Source organism: Pseudomonas sp. 20-5 (assembly GCF_056782835.1).
The window spans coordinates 3,779,398-3,794,437 of record NZ_CM165584.1 but is presented as its reverse complement, the minus strand read 5'-3'; the positions used below and the strand labels follow the sequence as shown (position 1 = coordinate 3,794,437).

At 68.7% G+C, this 15,040-nt stretch carries 14 protein-coding genes; 10 read left to right on the top strand and 4 right to left on the bottom strand.

What is annotated here, in order from left to right; translation table 11 throughout:
- Window positions 1-38: 38 nt before the first annotated feature.
- The 5 genes from kdpC to AC1RB9_RS17380 all read left to right on the top strand — a co-directional run bounded on the left by kdpC (window position 39) and on the right by AC1RB9_RS17380 (window position 5,893).
- Window positions 39-590 carry a potassium-transporting ATPase subunit KdpC gene (kdpC, locus tag AC1RB9_RS17400; RefSeq protein WP_003449959.1) on the top strand — a complete coding sequence of 184 codons (552 nt, stop codon included), beginning with the start codon at window positions 39-41 and terminating at the stop codon, window positions 588-590.
- Window positions 591-697: 107 nt separating this feature from the next.
- The gene (locus AC1RB9_RS17395; RefSeq protein ID WP_003449960.1) at window positions 698-3,355 is read left to right on the top strand and encodes a sensor histidine kinase; all 2,658 of its coding nucleotides are present in this window, start codon (window positions 698-700) and stop codon (window positions 3,353-3,355) included.
- A gap of 100 nt (window positions 3,356-3,455) precedes the next feature.
- Window positions 3,456-4,148, top strand: a complete 693-nt coding sequence (locus AC1RB9_RS17390) for a response regulator (protein ID WP_003114598.1) — start codon at window positions 3,456-3,458, stop codon at window positions 4,146-4,148.
- 120 nt (window positions 4,149-4,268) lie between these two features.
- Window positions 4,269-5,177: a glutaminase B gene (gene glsB / locus AC1RB9_RS17385; protein ID WP_003087537.1), complete on the top strand. Its 909-nt coding sequence runs from the start codon at window positions 4,269-4,271 to the stop codon at window positions 5,175-5,177.
- Between the two features lie 110 nt (window positions 5,178-5,287).
- Window positions 5,288-5,893: a DUF4893 domain-containing protein gene (locus AC1RB9_RS17380; protein ID WP_003097837.1), complete on the top strand. Its 606-nt coding sequence runs from the start codon at window positions 5,288-5,290 to the stop codon at window positions 5,891-5,893.
- Window positions 5,894-5,896: 3 nt separating this feature from the next.
- On the opposite strand, the gene AC1RB9_RS17375 is transcribed toward AC1RB9_RS17380, so the two are convergent.
- Window positions 5,897-6,934: a patatin-like phospholipase family protein gene (locus AC1RB9_RS17375; RefSeq protein WP_003087542.1), complete on the bottom strand. Its 1,038-nt coding sequence runs from the start codon at window positions 6,932-6,934 to the stop codon at window positions 5,897-5,899.
- Between the two features lie 114 nt (window positions 6,935-7,048).
- On the opposite strand from AC1RB9_RS17375, the gene AC1RB9_RS17370 reads away from it, so the two are divergent.
- The 3 genes from AC1RB9_RS17370 to mnmH all read left to right on the top strand — a co-directional run bounded on the left by AC1RB9_RS17370 (window position 7,049) and on the right by mnmH (window position 9,554).
- Window positions 7,049-7,327: a hypothetical protein gene (locus tag AC1RB9_RS17370; RefSeq protein ID WP_003097836.1), complete on the top strand. Its 279-nt coding sequence runs from the start codon at window positions 7,049-7,051 to the stop codon at window positions 7,325-7,327.
- 83 nt (window positions 7,328-7,410) lie between these two features.
- Window positions 7,411-8,445 carry a selenide, water dikinase SelD gene (gene selD / locus AC1RB9_RS17365; protein ID WP_003087546.1) on the top strand — a complete coding sequence of 345 codons (1,035 nt, stop codon included), beginning with the start codon at window positions 7,411-7,413 and terminating at the stop codon, window positions 8,443-8,445.
- A complete protein-coding gene (mnmH, locus tag AC1RB9_RS17360) occupies window positions 8,445-9,554 on the top strand; it encodes a tRNA 2-selenouridine(34) synthase MnmH (RefSeq protein WP_003449961.1) in 1,110 nt (369 codons plus the stop codon). Before selD ends, mnmH begins: the two co-directional genes overlap by 1 nt.
- On the opposite strand, the gene AC1RB9_RS17355 is transcribed toward mnmH, so the two are convergent.
- On the bottom strand, window positions 9,533-9,880 hold the full coding sequence (locus tag AC1RB9_RS17355; RefSeq protein WP_003114600.1) for a GFA family protein: 348 nt from the start codon (window positions 9,878-9,880) through the stop codon (window positions 9,533-9,535). The two genes, mnmH and AC1RB9_RS17355, sit on opposite strands and share 22 nt — an antisense overlap.
- 137 nt (window positions 9,881-10,017) lie before the next feature.
- Between AC1RB9_RS17355 and AC1RB9_RS17350 the strand changes: the two genes are divergently transcribed.
- On the top strand, window positions 10,018-10,626 hold the full coding sequence (locus AC1RB9_RS17350; RefSeq protein WP_003097831.1) for a flavin reductase family protein: 609 nt from the start codon (window positions 10,018-10,020) through the stop codon (window positions 10,624-10,626).
- A 6-nt stretch (window positions 10,627-10,632) separates the two neighbouring features.
- On the opposite strand, the gene AC1RB9_RS17345 is transcribed toward AC1RB9_RS17350, so the two are convergent.
- Complete coding sequence (locus AC1RB9_RS17345) at window positions 10,633-11,040, bottom strand: DUF5086 domain-containing protein (protein WP_003087555.1); 408 nt, start codon at window positions 11,038-11,040, stop codon at window positions 10,633-10,635.
- A gap of 200 nt (window positions 11,041-11,240) precedes the next feature.
- Here AC1RB9_RS17345 and AC1RB9_RS17340 point away from each other — a divergent pair, with 200 nt between their 5' ends.
- Window positions 11,241-13,199: a methyl-accepting chemotaxis protein gene (locus AC1RB9_RS17340; RefSeq protein WP_003114601.1), complete on the top strand. Its 1,959-nt coding sequence runs from the start codon at window positions 11,241-11,243 to the stop codon at window positions 13,197-13,199.
- Here the strand turns inward: AC1RB9_RS17340 and AC1RB9_RS17335 are convergent.
- Window positions 13,180-14,901 (bottom strand): SulP family inorganic anion transporter, encoded by a 1,722-nt coding sequence (locus AC1RB9_RS17335; protein ID WP_003097828.1) that lies wholly within the window; start codon window positions 14,899-14,901, stop codon window positions 13,180-13,182. The genes AC1RB9_RS17340 and AC1RB9_RS17335 overlap by 20 nt on opposite strands.
- Window positions 14,902-15,040: the final 139 nt, after the last annotated feature.

The following is a 15,040-nucleotide window of genomic DNA, read 5'->3' as shown; positions in this document are numbered from 1 at the left end:
GTCGGGCGAGGGCCTGGGACTGAAGAGAGGATCTGCACATGTTCAAGCAACTCCGTCCGGCACTGGCGTCACTGCTGGTGCTGAGCATGGTCACCGGCGTGGCCTATCCGCTGCTGGTCACCGGTATCGCCCAACTGGCGTTCCCCGAGCAGGCCAATGGCAGCCTGCTGCGCGACGCCGAGGGCAAGGTGCTCGGCTCGCGGCTGATCGCGCAGAAGTTCGACGGCGAGGAGTGGTTCCATTCGCGGCCTTCGGCGGGCGACTACGCCACCGTTTCCAGTGCCGCGAGCAACCTGGCGCCGAGCAACCCGGCACTGGCCGAGCGCATCGCCAGGGACGCCGCCCAGGAGCGTATCGCCGACCAGGGGCCGGTGCCGCTGGCGCTGGTCACTACCTCCGGTAGCGGACTCGATCCGCAGCTGCCGCCGCAGGCCGCGCGTTACCAGGCGCTGCGGGTGGCCACGGCGCGCGGGCTGCCGCTGCGGCTGGTGGAAGACCTGGTGGAAGGCCACACCGAGCGGCCGCTGGTGGGGCCGGCGGTGGTCAACGTGCTGGCGCTGAACATGGCGCTGGCGGGGTTGAAGCGCTAGGTTTCCCCAGAGACCCACGCAAGGGCTTGCAATATCGCCGCATCGGCGGATGATCGCCGGCGATCGTCCGCCCTGCGCGGCGCAGAGCAACGGAGTACGACCGATCCATGACCGACACCGCACGCGCCGACGCGCTGCTGGCCGACCTGCCCGCTGACGGGCGCGGCCGCCTGAAAGTCTTTCTCGGCGCGGCGCCGGGGGTGGGCAAGACCTTCGCCATGCTGCAGGCCGCCCAGGCCCAGTTGCGCCAGGGCGTGAAACTGCGCGCCGGGGTGGTCGAGACCCACTCGCGGGCGGAAACCGAGTCCCTCCTCGCAGGCGTGCCGCAGCAGCCGCTGCGCAGCCTCGAGTATCGAGGGATGAAACTGCAGGAAATGGACCTCGACGGTCTCCTCGCCGACCCGCCGGCGCTGGCCCTGGTCGACGAACTGGCCCACAGCAACGTTCCCGGCAGCCGCCACGCCAAGCGCTGGCAGGACATCCAGGAGTTGCTGGCGGCGGGAATCGACGTCTACACAACGGTCAACGTCCAGCACCTGGAGAGCCTCAACGACCAGGTCCGCGACATCACCGGCGTGCAGGTCCGCGAGACGGTGCCGGACTGGGTGTTGCAGGAGGCCTACGAGATCGTCCTCATCGACCTGCCGCCGCGCGAGCTGCTGGAGCGCCTGCGCGAGGGCAAGGTCTACGTGCCGGAACAGGCGCGGGCGGCGATCGATGCGTTCTTCTCGCAGACCAACCTCACCGCGCTGCGTGAACTGGCGATGCAGACCGCCGCCGCGCGGGTCGACGCCGACCTCAACCACCGCTACCGCCAGCGCGGCGAGGAAGCGCCGGCGTTGCGCGGGCGGCTGCTGGTGGGCATCGACGGTGACGAACAGGCCGAACGCCTGGTGCGCCACGCCTGCCGGGTCGCCGAACGTCGGCACCTGCCCTGGAGCGTGGTACACGTCGATACCGGCGGCTTGCGCGGCGAGCAGGCGCGGATGCGCCTGCAGGGTGCGCAGCAACTGGCCGAGCGGCTCGGCGGCGAGATCGTCGTGCTGCGCGCCGGCGAGGTGGCGCGGACCCTCCTGCAACATGCCCGCGAGCGCCGCGCCAGCCTGGTCCTGGTTGGCCAGTCGCGGCGCCGCTGGCACCGCCGGGCCTTCGGCGGTGGTCTCGCCGGGCGTCTGCTGCGCGACGGCCAGGGCCTGGAGATCAGTGCCCTGGACAGCGAGGCCGACCTACGCCCGGCGGAACCGCGGCCACGCTATCCGGTGGTGTGGAACGACTATCTGCTGGCGCTGCTGGCGACCGCCCTGGCCAGCGGCCTGGCCTGGATCGTGGCGCACCTGCTGGAGCTGCCGAACATCTCCCTGGTGTTCCTGATGGCGGTGCTGCTGGTGGCAGTGCGCAGCAGCCTGATGCCGGCACTGCTGTGCGCGGTGGCGTCGTTCCTGGCCTATGACTTCCTGTTCATCCCGCCGCATTTTTCCTTCGCCATCCATCGCCACGAAGACCTGCTGAGCCTGGCGTTCTTCCTGTTCATGGCCGGCCTCACCGGCAACCTGGCGGCACGCCAGCGGCGCCAGCTGGAGGCGCTGCGCGATACCCAGGAGGAAACCAGCCTGCTGCTGGAGCTGTCGCGCAAGCTCACCGCCGCCACCGACCGCCAGGCGGTGCTGGCCGCCGCCGCCCAGCAGTTCGACGACTGGAAGGACGTCGAGGTCTGCCTGCTCGGTCAGGTCAATGGCGAGTGGAAGACCGAGGCCGGCGTGCAGCGGCAACTCGCCGACCAGGAACGGGTCGCCGCGGACTGGGCCTGGGCCCACGACCAGCCGGCCGGCCTCGGTACTGGCACGCTGCCCGGAGGACGCTGGTGGTGGTGGCCGCTGTCGGCGGAAGAGGGACCGCTGGCACTGCTCGGTGTCGCGCCGCTGGACGGCCAGCCGCTGAGCCCGCAGCGCCGGCGCCTGCTCGCCGCCCTCGGCCAGCCTCTGGCCCAGGCCCTGGCGCGGGCTCGCCTGGCCGAGGACCTGGAGGCCGCGCGCCTGCACGGCGAGACCGAGCAACTGCGCAGCGCCTTGCTCGCCTCGGTGTCCCACGACCTGCGCACGCCGCTGACGGCCATGCGCGGCTCCATCGACAGCCTGCTGGCGCTGGGTGAGGCGATCCCGCCGGCGGATCGTCGCGAACTGCTGGAAAGCACCCGCGACGAGGCCGAGCGACTGGACCGCTATATCCAGAACCTGCTCGACATGACCCGTCTCGGCCACGGTGGCCTGAAGCTGGCGCGCGACTGGGTGGCGCCGGGCGACATCGTTGGCAGCGCGCTGAACCGCCTGCGCGCGGTGCTGGCGCCGTACCGGGTGCAGGCGATCGTGGCCAACGACCTGCCGTTGCTCTACGTGCATGCGGCGCTGATCGAGCAGGCGCTGATCAACGTGCTGGAAAATGCCGCGCGCTTCTCGCCGAACCACGGCCGGTTGCGCATCGAGGTCAGCCAGGATGCCGCCGAGCTGCGTTTCGCGGTGAGCGACGAGGGGCCGGGGATTCCCGAGGCCGAGCGGGAGAAGATCTTCGACATGTTCTACACCGCTGCCCGTGGCGACCGCGGTGGCCAGGGCACCGGCCTGGGCCTGGCGATCTGCCAGGGCATGATCGGCGCCCACGGCGGGCGCATCAGCGTCGGCGAAGGCCTCGACGGTCGCGGCACCACGCTGATCCTGCACCTGCCGCTGCATCCGCAGCCGGACCTCGGGCAACTGGAGGGCGACGAATGAGCCCGGCGCACTTGCCTGGCGCCCGCGCTCGCGCTATTCCTGCCGTTTCCGCGACGCCGCCGCTGGCCTGTCGCCGTGTTCACCTGCCGTGCCGAGTGCCATGACCCAATTGCAGAACAGCATCCTGCTGATCGACGACGAACCGCAGATCCGCAAGTTCCTCCGTATCAGTCTCAATGCCCAGGGCTACCGGGTGCTCGAGGCCGGCACCGGCGAAGAGGGGCTGGCCCAGGCCGCGCTGAACCGACCGGACCTGGTGGTGCTCGACCTCGGCCTGCCGGACCGCGACGGCCAGGACATCCTTCGCGACCTGCGCGAATGGTCGCAGGTGCCGGTGCTGGTGCTGTCGGTGCGCGCCAGCGAGGGCGAGAAGGTACTGGCCCTGGACGGCGGCGCCAACGACTACGTGACCAAGCCGTTCGGCATCCAGGAGTTCCTCGCCCGCGTGCGCGTCCTGCTGCGCCAGGCGGCGCAGGGCGAAAGCCCGGAGGCGTCGGTGGCGGTCGGCCCGTTGCAGGTGGACTTCGCCTATCGCCGAGTCACCCTGGAGGGTGCGGAAGTGGCGCTGACGCGCAAGGAGTATGCAGTGCTCGCCGCGCTGGCACGCCATCTCGGACGGGTAGTGACCCAGCAGCAACTGCTCAAGGATATCTGGGGTCCGACCCATGTCGAAGACACCCATTACCTGCGGGTCGTGGTCGGCCACCTGCGGCAGAAACTCGGCGACGATCCGGCCAGCCCGCGCTTCCTGGTGACCGAGGCGGGCGTCGGCTATCGCCTGCGCGACAGCTGACGCGCAGCGCAATTCTGCGCGAGGGGCATGCCTCCCGCGCGTTCATCGCCTATGATGCCGCGCATTCGCGCTGGCCCGGATGCGCCGGGTCGGCGCCCCGGTGTCACGACGAAGGTCATCATGCAGCAACTGTTGAACGAGATTCTCGATGAAGTCCGCCCGCTGATCGGGCGCGGCAAGGTCGCCGACTACATTCCCGCGCTCGCCGGCGTCGAGCCGAACCAACTGGGGATCGCCGTGTACAGCCGCGACGGCGAGCTGTTCCATGCCGGCGACGCCCTGCGGCCGTTTTCCATCCAGAGCATTTCCAAGGTGTTCAGCCTGGTCCAGGCGATCCAGCATTCCGGCGAGGACATCTGGCAACGCCTCGGCCACGAGCCCTCCGGCCAGCCTTTCAACTCCCTGGTGCAGCTGGAGTTCGAGCGCGGCAAGCCGCGCAACCCGTTCATCAATGCCGGCGCCCTGGTGATCTGTGACATCAACCAGTCGCGTTTCGCCGCGCCGGCGCAATCGATGCGCGATTTCGTCCGGCGCCTGTGCGGCAACCCGGAAGTGGTGTCGGACTCGGTGGTGGCGCGCTCGGAGTACCAGCACCGCTCGCGCAACGCGGCGGCGGCCTACCTGATGAAATCGTTCGGTAACTTCCACAACGACGTCGAGGCGGTGCTGCTCAGCTATTTCCATCATTGCGCGCTGCGCATGAGCTGCGTCGACCTGGCGCGGGCGTTCTGCTTCCTCGCCGACAAGGGCTTCTGCAAGCACAGCGGCGAGCAGGTACTCAACGAGCGGCAGACCAAGCAGGTCAACGCGATCATGGCCACCAGCGGGCTCTACGACGAGGCCGGCAACTTTGCCTATCGGGTCGGCCTGCCGGGCAAGAGCGGTGTCGGCGGCGGCATCATCGCGGTAGTGCCGGGGCGCTTCACGGTCTGTGTCTGGTCGCCGGAACTGAACGCCGCGGGCAATTCGCTGGCGGGTATCGCCGCGCTGGAGAAACTCAGCGAGCGGATCGGCTGGTCGATCTTCTGAAACCGCCGCCCGTCGTGGCGGCGCTCGAATTCCCGGCGCCGCTGCGCTATGTTCTGCGGCTACCGCTTGCCGGCGCCGGATGCGCCGGTCCACTCGCCAGGAAGGTCGCCATGTCCCGTCCGATCCCCGTTTCCCGTGTCTTCGCCTGCCTCACCGTTCTCGCCGCCTGCGCGCATGCCGGCGCCGCCGAACCGGACTGGCGTGGCTACACCAGCGAACAGCAGCAGCGCAGCGTGCTGGCCGTCGAGCAGGACGCCGAGGCCATCAACAAGCGCTACTACGACAGTGCCTTCGAGGAATTCCTGCCGGAACTGGAGCAACTGGAACTCAGCCTGGCGCAGCCCGTCGTCGCCGTCGACGAGAAAGGCCTGCTGGGCGACTGGAAGTGCCGCTCGACCCAGGCCGACCAGTACGGCATCTATCGCTATCCGAACTTCCAGTGCCGCATCCGGCGTACCGACCGCGGCCTGTTCCTGGAGAAGACCAGCGGTTCGCAGCGGGTCAGCGGCTACCTGTTCCGCGAAGGCACGCAGCGCTACGTGTTCCTCGGCGGCGCCACGGTCAACGACGAGCCCCAGGTGGCCTTCAGTGGCCTGGCCCACGGCGCGCCGGCTGAGTCCGACGTGGTCGCGCTGCTGCGCCCGCACGCCGGTGGCTTCCTCCTGCTGTTCCCGGAACGGCGCGGCGGCTACGAGGTCCTCGAGTTCAGCCGCTGAGGCTCAGGCGTTGTCTTCCTCGTAGCGGTCCAGGGTGTCGCTGGCGATCTGCCGGCCGAGGGCGATCAGTTCCGGCGCCTTGTAGAACTCGAAGAAGCGGCAGACCCGCTTCGGCACGTTGATCAGGATGTCCGGCGGGTAGCCGGCGATCTTGTACTGCGCCAGCGAGGTCTGCATCACCTCGAAGCTCTGGTTGACCAGTTCCAGCAGCGATGCCGGACCGCTGCTTTCCACCACCGTGGTGCCGCTGGCCGACTTCGGCGAGTCCTTGCCTTGCGGCGCCGCGGCTGGCTGTTGCAGTTGCGGCTCGGCGGGCTCCTCGGATTCCGCCGGAACCGGATGGAGCAGGGCGTCGGCGCTCAGCTCCGGCGGGGTATTGTCGTCGCCGTGGCGGCGGAAGAACGAGAGTTTGTGGCCGAGGCTCTCGATCATGCTGTCGAAGCGCCCCTTGAGCGCGGCCGGACGCTCGATCACCGGCAGGTGGTACTGCTTCTGGTTGGTGGCGTTGAGATTGACCGCGATGATCAGGTCGCTGTGGGCCGACACCACCGGCACGATCGGCAACGGGTTGAGCAGGCCGCCGTCGACCAGCATGCGGCTGCCCTGCATGACCGGTGTGAACAGGCTGGGGATTGCCGCCGAGGCGCGCATGGCCTGGTGCAGGCAGCCTTCCTGGAACCAGATTTCCTGCTGGTTGGTGAGGTCGGTGGCAACCGCCGTGTAGGGAATCGACAGGTCCTCGATGTTTACCTCGCCGAGGATCTCGTGGATCTTGCCGAACACCCGCTCGCCGCGGATCGCGCCGAGGCGGAAGCTGACGTCGAGCAGGCGCAGCACGTCGAGGTAATCCAGGCTTTCCACCCACTCGCGGTACTCGCGCAGCTTGCCGGCGGCGTAGATGCCGCCGATCACCGAGCCCATGGAACAACCGGCGATGCAGGTGATCTCATAGCCGCGTGCCTCGAGTTCCTCGATCACGCCGATGTGCGCGTAGCCGCGCGCACCGCCGGAGCCCAATACCAGGGCGACCTGTTTGCTCATCTGCAACCCCTTGCCAATACTGCGTGACGAAGCGAAAACGATACGCGTGTCGCCCGGCCGCCGCCAAGTGCGTCGCGGCGATGCGCGGCCCTTTCCCTGTCCGGAGATCGTTCGATGAAAACCTGGATCGTTCTGCCCGTCCTTGCCCTGACCCTGGCCGGCTGCGCCGGCAAGACCGCCTACCGGGAGAACTGCGCCGACCAGTTGGACGCGGCCTGGAAGGAACTCGACCTGGCCAAGGCCGAAGGCTTCGCCGGCACCGTCAGCTACTCGAAGGCCCTGACCCTGCTCACCGGGGCCAAGACCCAGCAGCAGTTCGAGGCCTACGAGGGCTGCACCAGCAAGGCCGAGAAGGCGCGCTTCTATATCCGCGAGTCGCGCGCCGGGCGCTGAGCCGGGCGCGGCGATCGGTCCTCTGGCGGCGGCGCCGGCTTTGCTAGAATGGGCACTTTTCCGACATCCACGGGAGTACACCGATGAGCGAGGCGATCCGCCTGACCCAGTACAGCCACGGCGCCGGCTGCGGCTGCAAGATTTCGCCCAAGGTACTGGAGGTGATCCTCGCCGGCAGCGGCGCGCAGAACCTCGATCCGAAGCTCTGGGTCGGCAACGCCTCGCGCGACGACGCGGCTGTCTACGCCCTCGACGAGGAGCGCGGGGTGGTCTCCACCACCGATTTCTTCATGCCGATCGTCGACGACCCCTTCGACTTCGGCCGTATCGCCGCGACCAACGCCATCAGCGATATCTACGCCATGGGCGGCGACCCGCTGATGGCCATCGCCATCCTCGGCTGGCCGGTCAACGTGCTGGCCGCGGAAGTCGCCCGCGAGGTGATCGCCGGCGGCCGCAAGGTCTGCGAGGAAGCCGGCATCCCGCTGGCCGGCGGACACTCCATCGACGCCCCCGAGCCGATCTTCGGCCTGGCCGTGACCGGCGTGGTGGAGAAGCGCTTCATGAAACGCAACGACACCGCCGAGGCCGGCTGCAGGCTGTACCTGACCAAGCCGCTGGGCATCGGCATCCTCACCACCGCCGAGAAGAAGGCCAGGCTGCGCGCCGAGGACGTCGGCGTGGCGCGTGACTGGATGTGCACCCTGAACAGGCCCGGCGCGCGCTTCGGCCGGTTGGCGGGGGTCAAGGCGATGACCGACGTCACCGGTTTCGGCCTGCTCGGCCACCTGGTGGAAATGGCCGACGGCAGCAAGCTCACCGCACGCGTGGAGTACGCCGCGGTACCGCGCCTGGCCAGTGCCGAATATTACCTGGAGCAGGGCTGCGTGCCTGGCGGCACACTGCGCAACTTCGACAGCTATGGCGAGCGCATCGCGCCACTGCCGGAAGTGCAGAAGCTGTTGCTTTGCGATCCGCAGACCAGCGGCGGCCTGCTGGTGGCGGTGGCTCCGGAAGGCGAGGCGGAGTTCCTCGCCGTGGCGGCGGAACTCGGCCTGCAACTGGCGCCGATCGGCGAGCTGGTCGAGCGACAGAGTCTCGCGGTACAGGTGCTGTAATGCGCGACAACACCCAGCACTACCGCGAACTGTTTCTCGACGATATCCCCCTGATGGATGTGCGCGCCCCGGTGGAGTACCACAAGGGCGCCTTTCCCAACACTGTCAACCGGCCGCTGATGAACGACATCGAGCGGCAGAAGGTCGGCACCAGCTACAAGCAGCACGGCCAGCAGGCCGCCATCGCCCTTGGCCACGAACTGGTCTGCGGGGCGCTCAAGGCCGAACGGCTGGCGGCCTGGAAAGCCTTCGCCGAAGCCAACCCGAACGGCTACCTGTATTGCTTCCGCGGCGGCCTGCGCTCGCAGATCGTCCAGCAGTGGCTGAAGCAGGACGCCGGCATCGACTACCCACGGGTGATCGGCGGCTACAAGGCGTTGCGCAACTTCCTTTTCGAAACCACCCGCGCGGCGGTCGACGAGTGCGATTTCGTGCTGGTCGGCGGCCTCACCGGTTGCGGCAAGACCGAGGTGATCGCGGCGCTGGACAACAGCCTCGATCTCGAAGGCCACGCCAACCATCGCGGCTCCAGCTTTGGCCGGCGAGCCACGCCGCAGCCGGCGCAGATCGACTTCGAGAACCGCCTGGCCATCGACATCCTGAAAAAGCGTCATCGTGGCGTCGGCCAGTTCGTCCTCGAGGACGAGGGGCGGATCGTCGGCAGCTGCTCCTTGCCGCTGGAGCTGTACCAGGGTATGCAGAGCTACCCGCTGGTCTGGCTGGAGGATGCCTTCGAGCAGCGTGTCGAGCGTATCCTCAGGGACTACGTGATCGATCTGCGCAGCGAGTTCGAGCGCGTGGTGGGCGTGGAGGAGGGCTTCGCCGCCTTCTCCGCCTACCTGCAGAAGAGCCTCGCCGGCATCGTCAAGCGCCTCGGCGGCGAGCGCTACCAGCGGCTGGCGGCGATCCTCGTGCAGGCGCTGGAAGAGCAGGGCCGCGACGGCTCGGTGGATACCCATCGCGGCTGGATCGAGGGGCTGCTCAAGGAGTACTACGACCCGATGTACGCCTTCCAGCGGCAGAGCAAGGAAGACCGCGTCGAGTTCCGCGGCAACCAGGCCGAGGTGATCGGCTACCTGCGCCAGCGTCAGGCGTTGCGGCCATCGTAGTGCTGTACCGGGAGCGCGTTGGCGTCGATGTCCTCCAGGCAGCGCGCGTTGACCGCGGCCATCGCCTGGCCGTCCGGACCTATGCCTTCGCTGAACGGCGCGCAGCCGCAGGTGGGGCAGAAGTGATGCTGCAGGCGGTGGGTGTTGAAGGTGTAGGTGTGCATCGCGCTGGCCGGCGTCTTCAGCGCCAGACGGTCGCGCGGGACGAACCACAGCAGCCAGCCGCGCCGGCTGCACAGTGAACAGTTGCACTGGATCACCTGGTCGAGGTCGCCTTCGACTTCGTAGGCGATGGTTCCGCAGTGGCAGCTTCCTCGATAGTTCATGGCAGGGCTCCTGGGTGAGGGTAGGGCAAGTCTAGCCGCTGCCTCCAGGTGGCGCAGGGCTGCGGCGCAGACGGTCGCGAGAGCTGCGGGGCTGCGGCATAATCGGCGTCCCCTCCGTCGATTTCCGCGAGACCGCCATGCAACTGGACTTCACCACCATCGCTCCCGCCGAGGCCTATCGCTGGTTGGCTTCCACCGTCACCCCGCGACCGATTGCCTGGGTCTCGACCCTGTCCGCCGAGGGCGCCAGCAACCTGGCCCCGTTCAGCTTCTTCCAGGTGATCAGCGACGAGCCGCCGACCCTGATGGTCAACGTCAGCCTGCGCGACGACGGCAGCCTCAAGGACACCCTGCGCAACGTCCAGGCCACCGGGCAGTTGGTGATCCACCTGGTCGGCGCCGCCCAGGCCGAGACCATGAACGCCACCTCCGCCTGGCTGCCCCATGGTGTGAGCGAGATCGAGACGGTCGGCATCCCTACCGTGTCCAGCGTACGCGTGGCGCCGCCGCGGATCGCCGCGGCGGCGGTGGCCTTCGAGTGCGAGGTGGCGGAGATCAAGCCGTATCCGGCGGAGAACCCCAATTGCCACCTGATCTTCGCCCGCGTGCTGCTGGCCCATGTCGACGATGCCGTGCTGGCCGACGAGCGCCATGTGGATAGCGCCCGGCTCGACCTGGTCGGTCGCCTGGGCGGCAGCCACTACAGCCATACCCGCGACACGTTCAGCATGATCCGGCCCAGGTAGCCGGGCTCAGTCCGGCGCCCGCAGGCACTCGTCGACCGTGCGCCGGCACACCGGCGCCTGGCCCGCGGCCTGGCGTTCCTGCCACTGGCGATAGGCGAACTGGTAGCTTTCCGGATACACCCCGCCGCGCTTCAGCGGCGCCACGATACTCGCGCGCAGCGCCTGTTCGGTCAGCGCCAGGTGCGCGGCCAGGCGCTGGAACTGCCAGGGCTGCTGGCCCTGGCGGCGCTCCAGGACCTCGACGTGGTACAGGCCGTCGGCCGCCGCGCTCGACAGGTTGTGCACGATCAGCCAGCGCGACAGGCCCGGCGCCGCCGGCAACGACCAGAGCGGCTGCTCGATCGGGCCGCTCCAGTCGGCCAGGGCGGGGGCGCACAGACTCAGCGACAGCAACAGCGGCAATACGGGACGCATGGCAAGCTCCTTTTCCATGGGGCGCCCAGTATGGCTCCGCGCTCGACCGACGTCAGCCCGGATATCCTGGAAACGACCTGCGCATATCTCTCCTGGCCATTATCGTGCCACTACCTTGCCCGGCCGCTCAGGTTCGGCGAAAAACGCGCGACACAGCGGGAAATGCGCACGCAGACGGCGCGTCACGGGGGAGGGGAGTCATGCTGGGGTTGCTGCGCAGGCGTCTGGCCGATCTCGGCACGGCGAAGAAACTGGCCATCGGTTTTACCCTGGTCCTGCTATTGACCGCGCTGGTGGCCGCGCTCGCGGTGCTCTCGCTGCATGCGCTGGGGCAGCGCTTCGCGCGCCTGCAGGAGATGAGCGCGATCAATCGCGACGTGCTGGAGGTTCGCCAGGCCGAGAAGGACTTTGCCCTGCACGGGGAAAAGAGCGACGCCGAGCGCTTGCGCCAGCGCCTGGCCGCGACCCTTGAACGGGTGGGCCGGCTCAAGGCCGACGGCGACGCCGATCAGGCGCTTGGCATGGCCGAGGTGGAGCAGGTGCTGGCGGCATACCTAGAAGCGTTCGGCCGCTTCGAGCAGTCCATCCAGGGACGCCAATTGGCTTGGGAAAGCGCCAGTTGGTCGCTGAACGGCGCCGCCAACAGCCTCGATATCCTCCAGTCCAGCCTGGCCGAGGATGGCGCCTATGCGCTGAAGGAGAGCCAGGGGCACGACGGCGAGCCGCTGTTGCAGCAGGCGGCCCAGGTCGCCCAGGTCAATCGCCTGGTCCTTCAGGGGCTGGACGAGGCCCGCTCGCGTCTCGAAGCGCGCGCCGCGGATGCGCAGGAGGGGCCGCCGAAATCGCTGCGCGAGGCGCTGGAGCTGGCAGCCCGGCTGGAGCAGGCGATCACCGACGATGCCTACGTGTCGGTGGTCAAGGACGTGCTGACCAATATCCGCGGTTTCGCCGACAAGCTCGCCGAGTACCGCGCCAGTCAGCTCCAGGAGCGGCAGATGTACGCCGCCATGGGCGAGCGCGCCGGGCAGGTGATGGCGCGTGTCGACCGTAGCTGGGAGGCGCAGCAGCAGGCCATGCTCCACAGCCTGCGGACAAACTCCCTGCTGATCGTCGGCGCCGCCGTGCTGGCGCTGCTGGTGGGCCTGGGCGCGGCCTTCGGCATCAGCCTGCTGATCGTCCGTCCGCTGCGCCAGGCGATGGGTGTGGCGCAGCGGATCGCCGAAGGCGACCTTGCGGTACGGGTCGACAGCGAGCGGCGCGACGAGGTTGGCCAACTGATGGCCGCGATGCGCGCCATGACCGGCAGCCTGCGCGGTATCGTCAGCCAGTTGCAGGACGGCGTCGGGCGGATTGCCGGCGCTTCCGAGGCGCTGTCCGGCGTTACCACGCGCACCCGCCTGGGAATCGACAGCCAGCGGGCGGAAACCGAACAGGTGGCCACGGCGATGAACCAGATGGCCGCCACCGTCCATGAAGTGGCGCACAACGCCGAGGAAGCCGCGGGGGCGGCGGAAAGCGCCGACGGCAAGGTCAGCGTCGGCCAGGAGGTGGTACGCCAGACCCTGGAGCGGATCGAGCGACTGGCCGAGGCGGTGCGCGCGGCCACCGCCAGCGTCGAGGCGCTGAGCGCCGACAGCCAGCGCATCGGCAGCGTGCTGGACGTGATCAAGAGCGTGGCCGAGCAGACCAACCTGCTGGCGCTGAACGCCGCCATCGAGGCGGCGCGGGCCGGCGACCAGGGTCGAGGCTTCGCCGTGGTCGCCGACGAGGTGCGGGCGCTGGCGCGGCGCACCCAACAGTCCACGGCCGAGATCGAGACCCTGATCGGTGCCTTGCAGAATGGCACGCAGCAGGCGGTGCAGCGTATGCAGCGCAGCCACCAGTTGGTGGACCAGAGCGTCGACGACGCGTTGCAGACCGAGGCGGCGCTGGGCAACATCGCCACGGCGGTGGCGCTGATCCAGCAGATGAACCAGCAGATCGCCGCGGCCTCCGAGCAGCAGAGCGCGGTCGCCGAGGAGATCAACCGCAGTGTCACGGCGATCCGCGAGGTGGCCGATCAGTCGGCCCAAGCCATGCAGTCGACGGCTTCGTCCAGCGAACAACTGGCGGAGCTGGGCCGCGAACTACAGGGCATGGTCAGGCATTTCCGCTTGTAGCCGCGGCCTGGGCGGCGAGTCTTTCCTGCTGGCGCAGCCAGTAGCGATAGGCACTGACCCCGGAGCGCACCGAGCTGAACACCAGCGGCGGCTTGATCTCGCCGAGCATGCTCGAGCGTTGCAGCAGGTCCAGCGTCTGCCCGGTCACCCGCGCCAGCGACAGGTGCACGCCCTGGGCCTTGAGGATCTGTTGCACCTCGTGGAGGGTGGCCAGGCCGCTGATGTCGAGGTTGGTCATGGCTTCGGCGTTGAGCAGCACCGCATTCGGCCGCTCGCTGCCGTCCACCACGGCAAGCACCCGCTGCTTGAAGTAGTCGGCGTTGAAGAACAGCAGGGGGGCGTCGAAGCGGTAGATCACCAGGCCGGGAAGAGTGGTGGCCTGCGGGTACTTGGCCAGCTCGACCTGGCCGTCGATGCCGTGCATCCAGCCGAGCACCGCGTCGCTCGGGCGATAGGTGTAGTAGAGCAGGCGCAGTACGGCGATGCTGACGGCGACGAAGATTCCCGGCAGCACGCCGACGCTGAGCACGCCGACGGTGGTCAGCAGGCAGAGGCTGAACTCGAAGCGGCTGAGCTTCCAGAAGCCCTTCAGCGCCTGCACGTCGATCAGGCCCCAGCCGGCCAGCAACAGGACCGCACCGAGCGCCGGCATCGGCACCCAGCCCAGGGGCTTGTTCAGCAGCAACAGGGTGGCGGCGATCACCAGCGCGGCGACCACGCCGACCAGTTGGGTCTTGCCGCCGACCATGTCGTTCACCGCGGTGCGTGAGTCGGCGCCGCTGATGGCGAAGCCCTGGGAGACCCCGGCGCCGATGTTGGCCAGGCCGAGGGCGACGAATTCGTGGTTGGGGTTGATGCTGTAGCCGTGACGGGCGGCGAAGCTGCGTGCGGTGAGCATGGCGCTGCAGAAGCTGACCACCGTGATGCCGGTGGCGTCGCGCAGCAGGCTTTTCAGTTCCTCCAGGCTGGTCTGCGGCCAGCTCAGTTGCGGCAGCCCGGCCGGTACCTCGCCAAGCAGTTCCACGCCGTAGCGATCCAGGCCCAGCAGCGCCGCGGCGAGGCTGGCCAGGAGGACGCCGCAGAGCGCCCCGGGCAACTGCGGGAAGCGCCGCGGCAGCAGCACCATCAGCAAGAGCGAGAGGCTGCCGAGGATCAGCGTCGGCCAATGGATGTGCAGCAGGTTCTCCAGCAGCGCGAGGATGCCGGCGACGAAGCCGCTGGTCGCCGCCTCGTAGCCGAACAGCTTGCCCAGTTGCCCGACCAGCAGGCTCAGGCCGATGCCGTTGAGGTAGCCGACCAGGATCGGTCGCGAGAGGAAGCTGGCGATGAACCCGGCGCGGGCCAGGCCGGCGACGATGGAGAACAGCCCGACCATGATCGCGACGATCATCGACAGGTCCACCAGGCGCTGCGGATCGCCCGCCGCCAGCGGGGTGATGGCGGCGGCGACCATCGCCGCGGTCGCCGCGTCGGGGCCTACCATCAACTGCCGCGAGCTGCCGATCAGGGCGTAGATCAGCATCGGCAGGATGCACGCATAGAGGCCTACCTGGGGCGGGAAGCCGGCGATCTGGGCGTAGGCGATGGCGGTGGGGATCTGGATCGCCGCTACCGACAGCCCGGCCTGGACATCCGGACGGAACCAGGCGCGGCGGTAGTGGAGCAGGCTATCGAGTCCGGGTACCCAGCGGGCGAGTGGCATGCGGCTGATTCCTTGCAGGCGCGGATGCCGCAGCTTAGCCCGAAGGACAGGCGGCAGGATTGCCGGGAATCATTATTTCTTCAGTGCACACGCTCTTCGAGGCGAGGCGCTATCCGCCGCTTCTTCGCGCCAGCGGCGG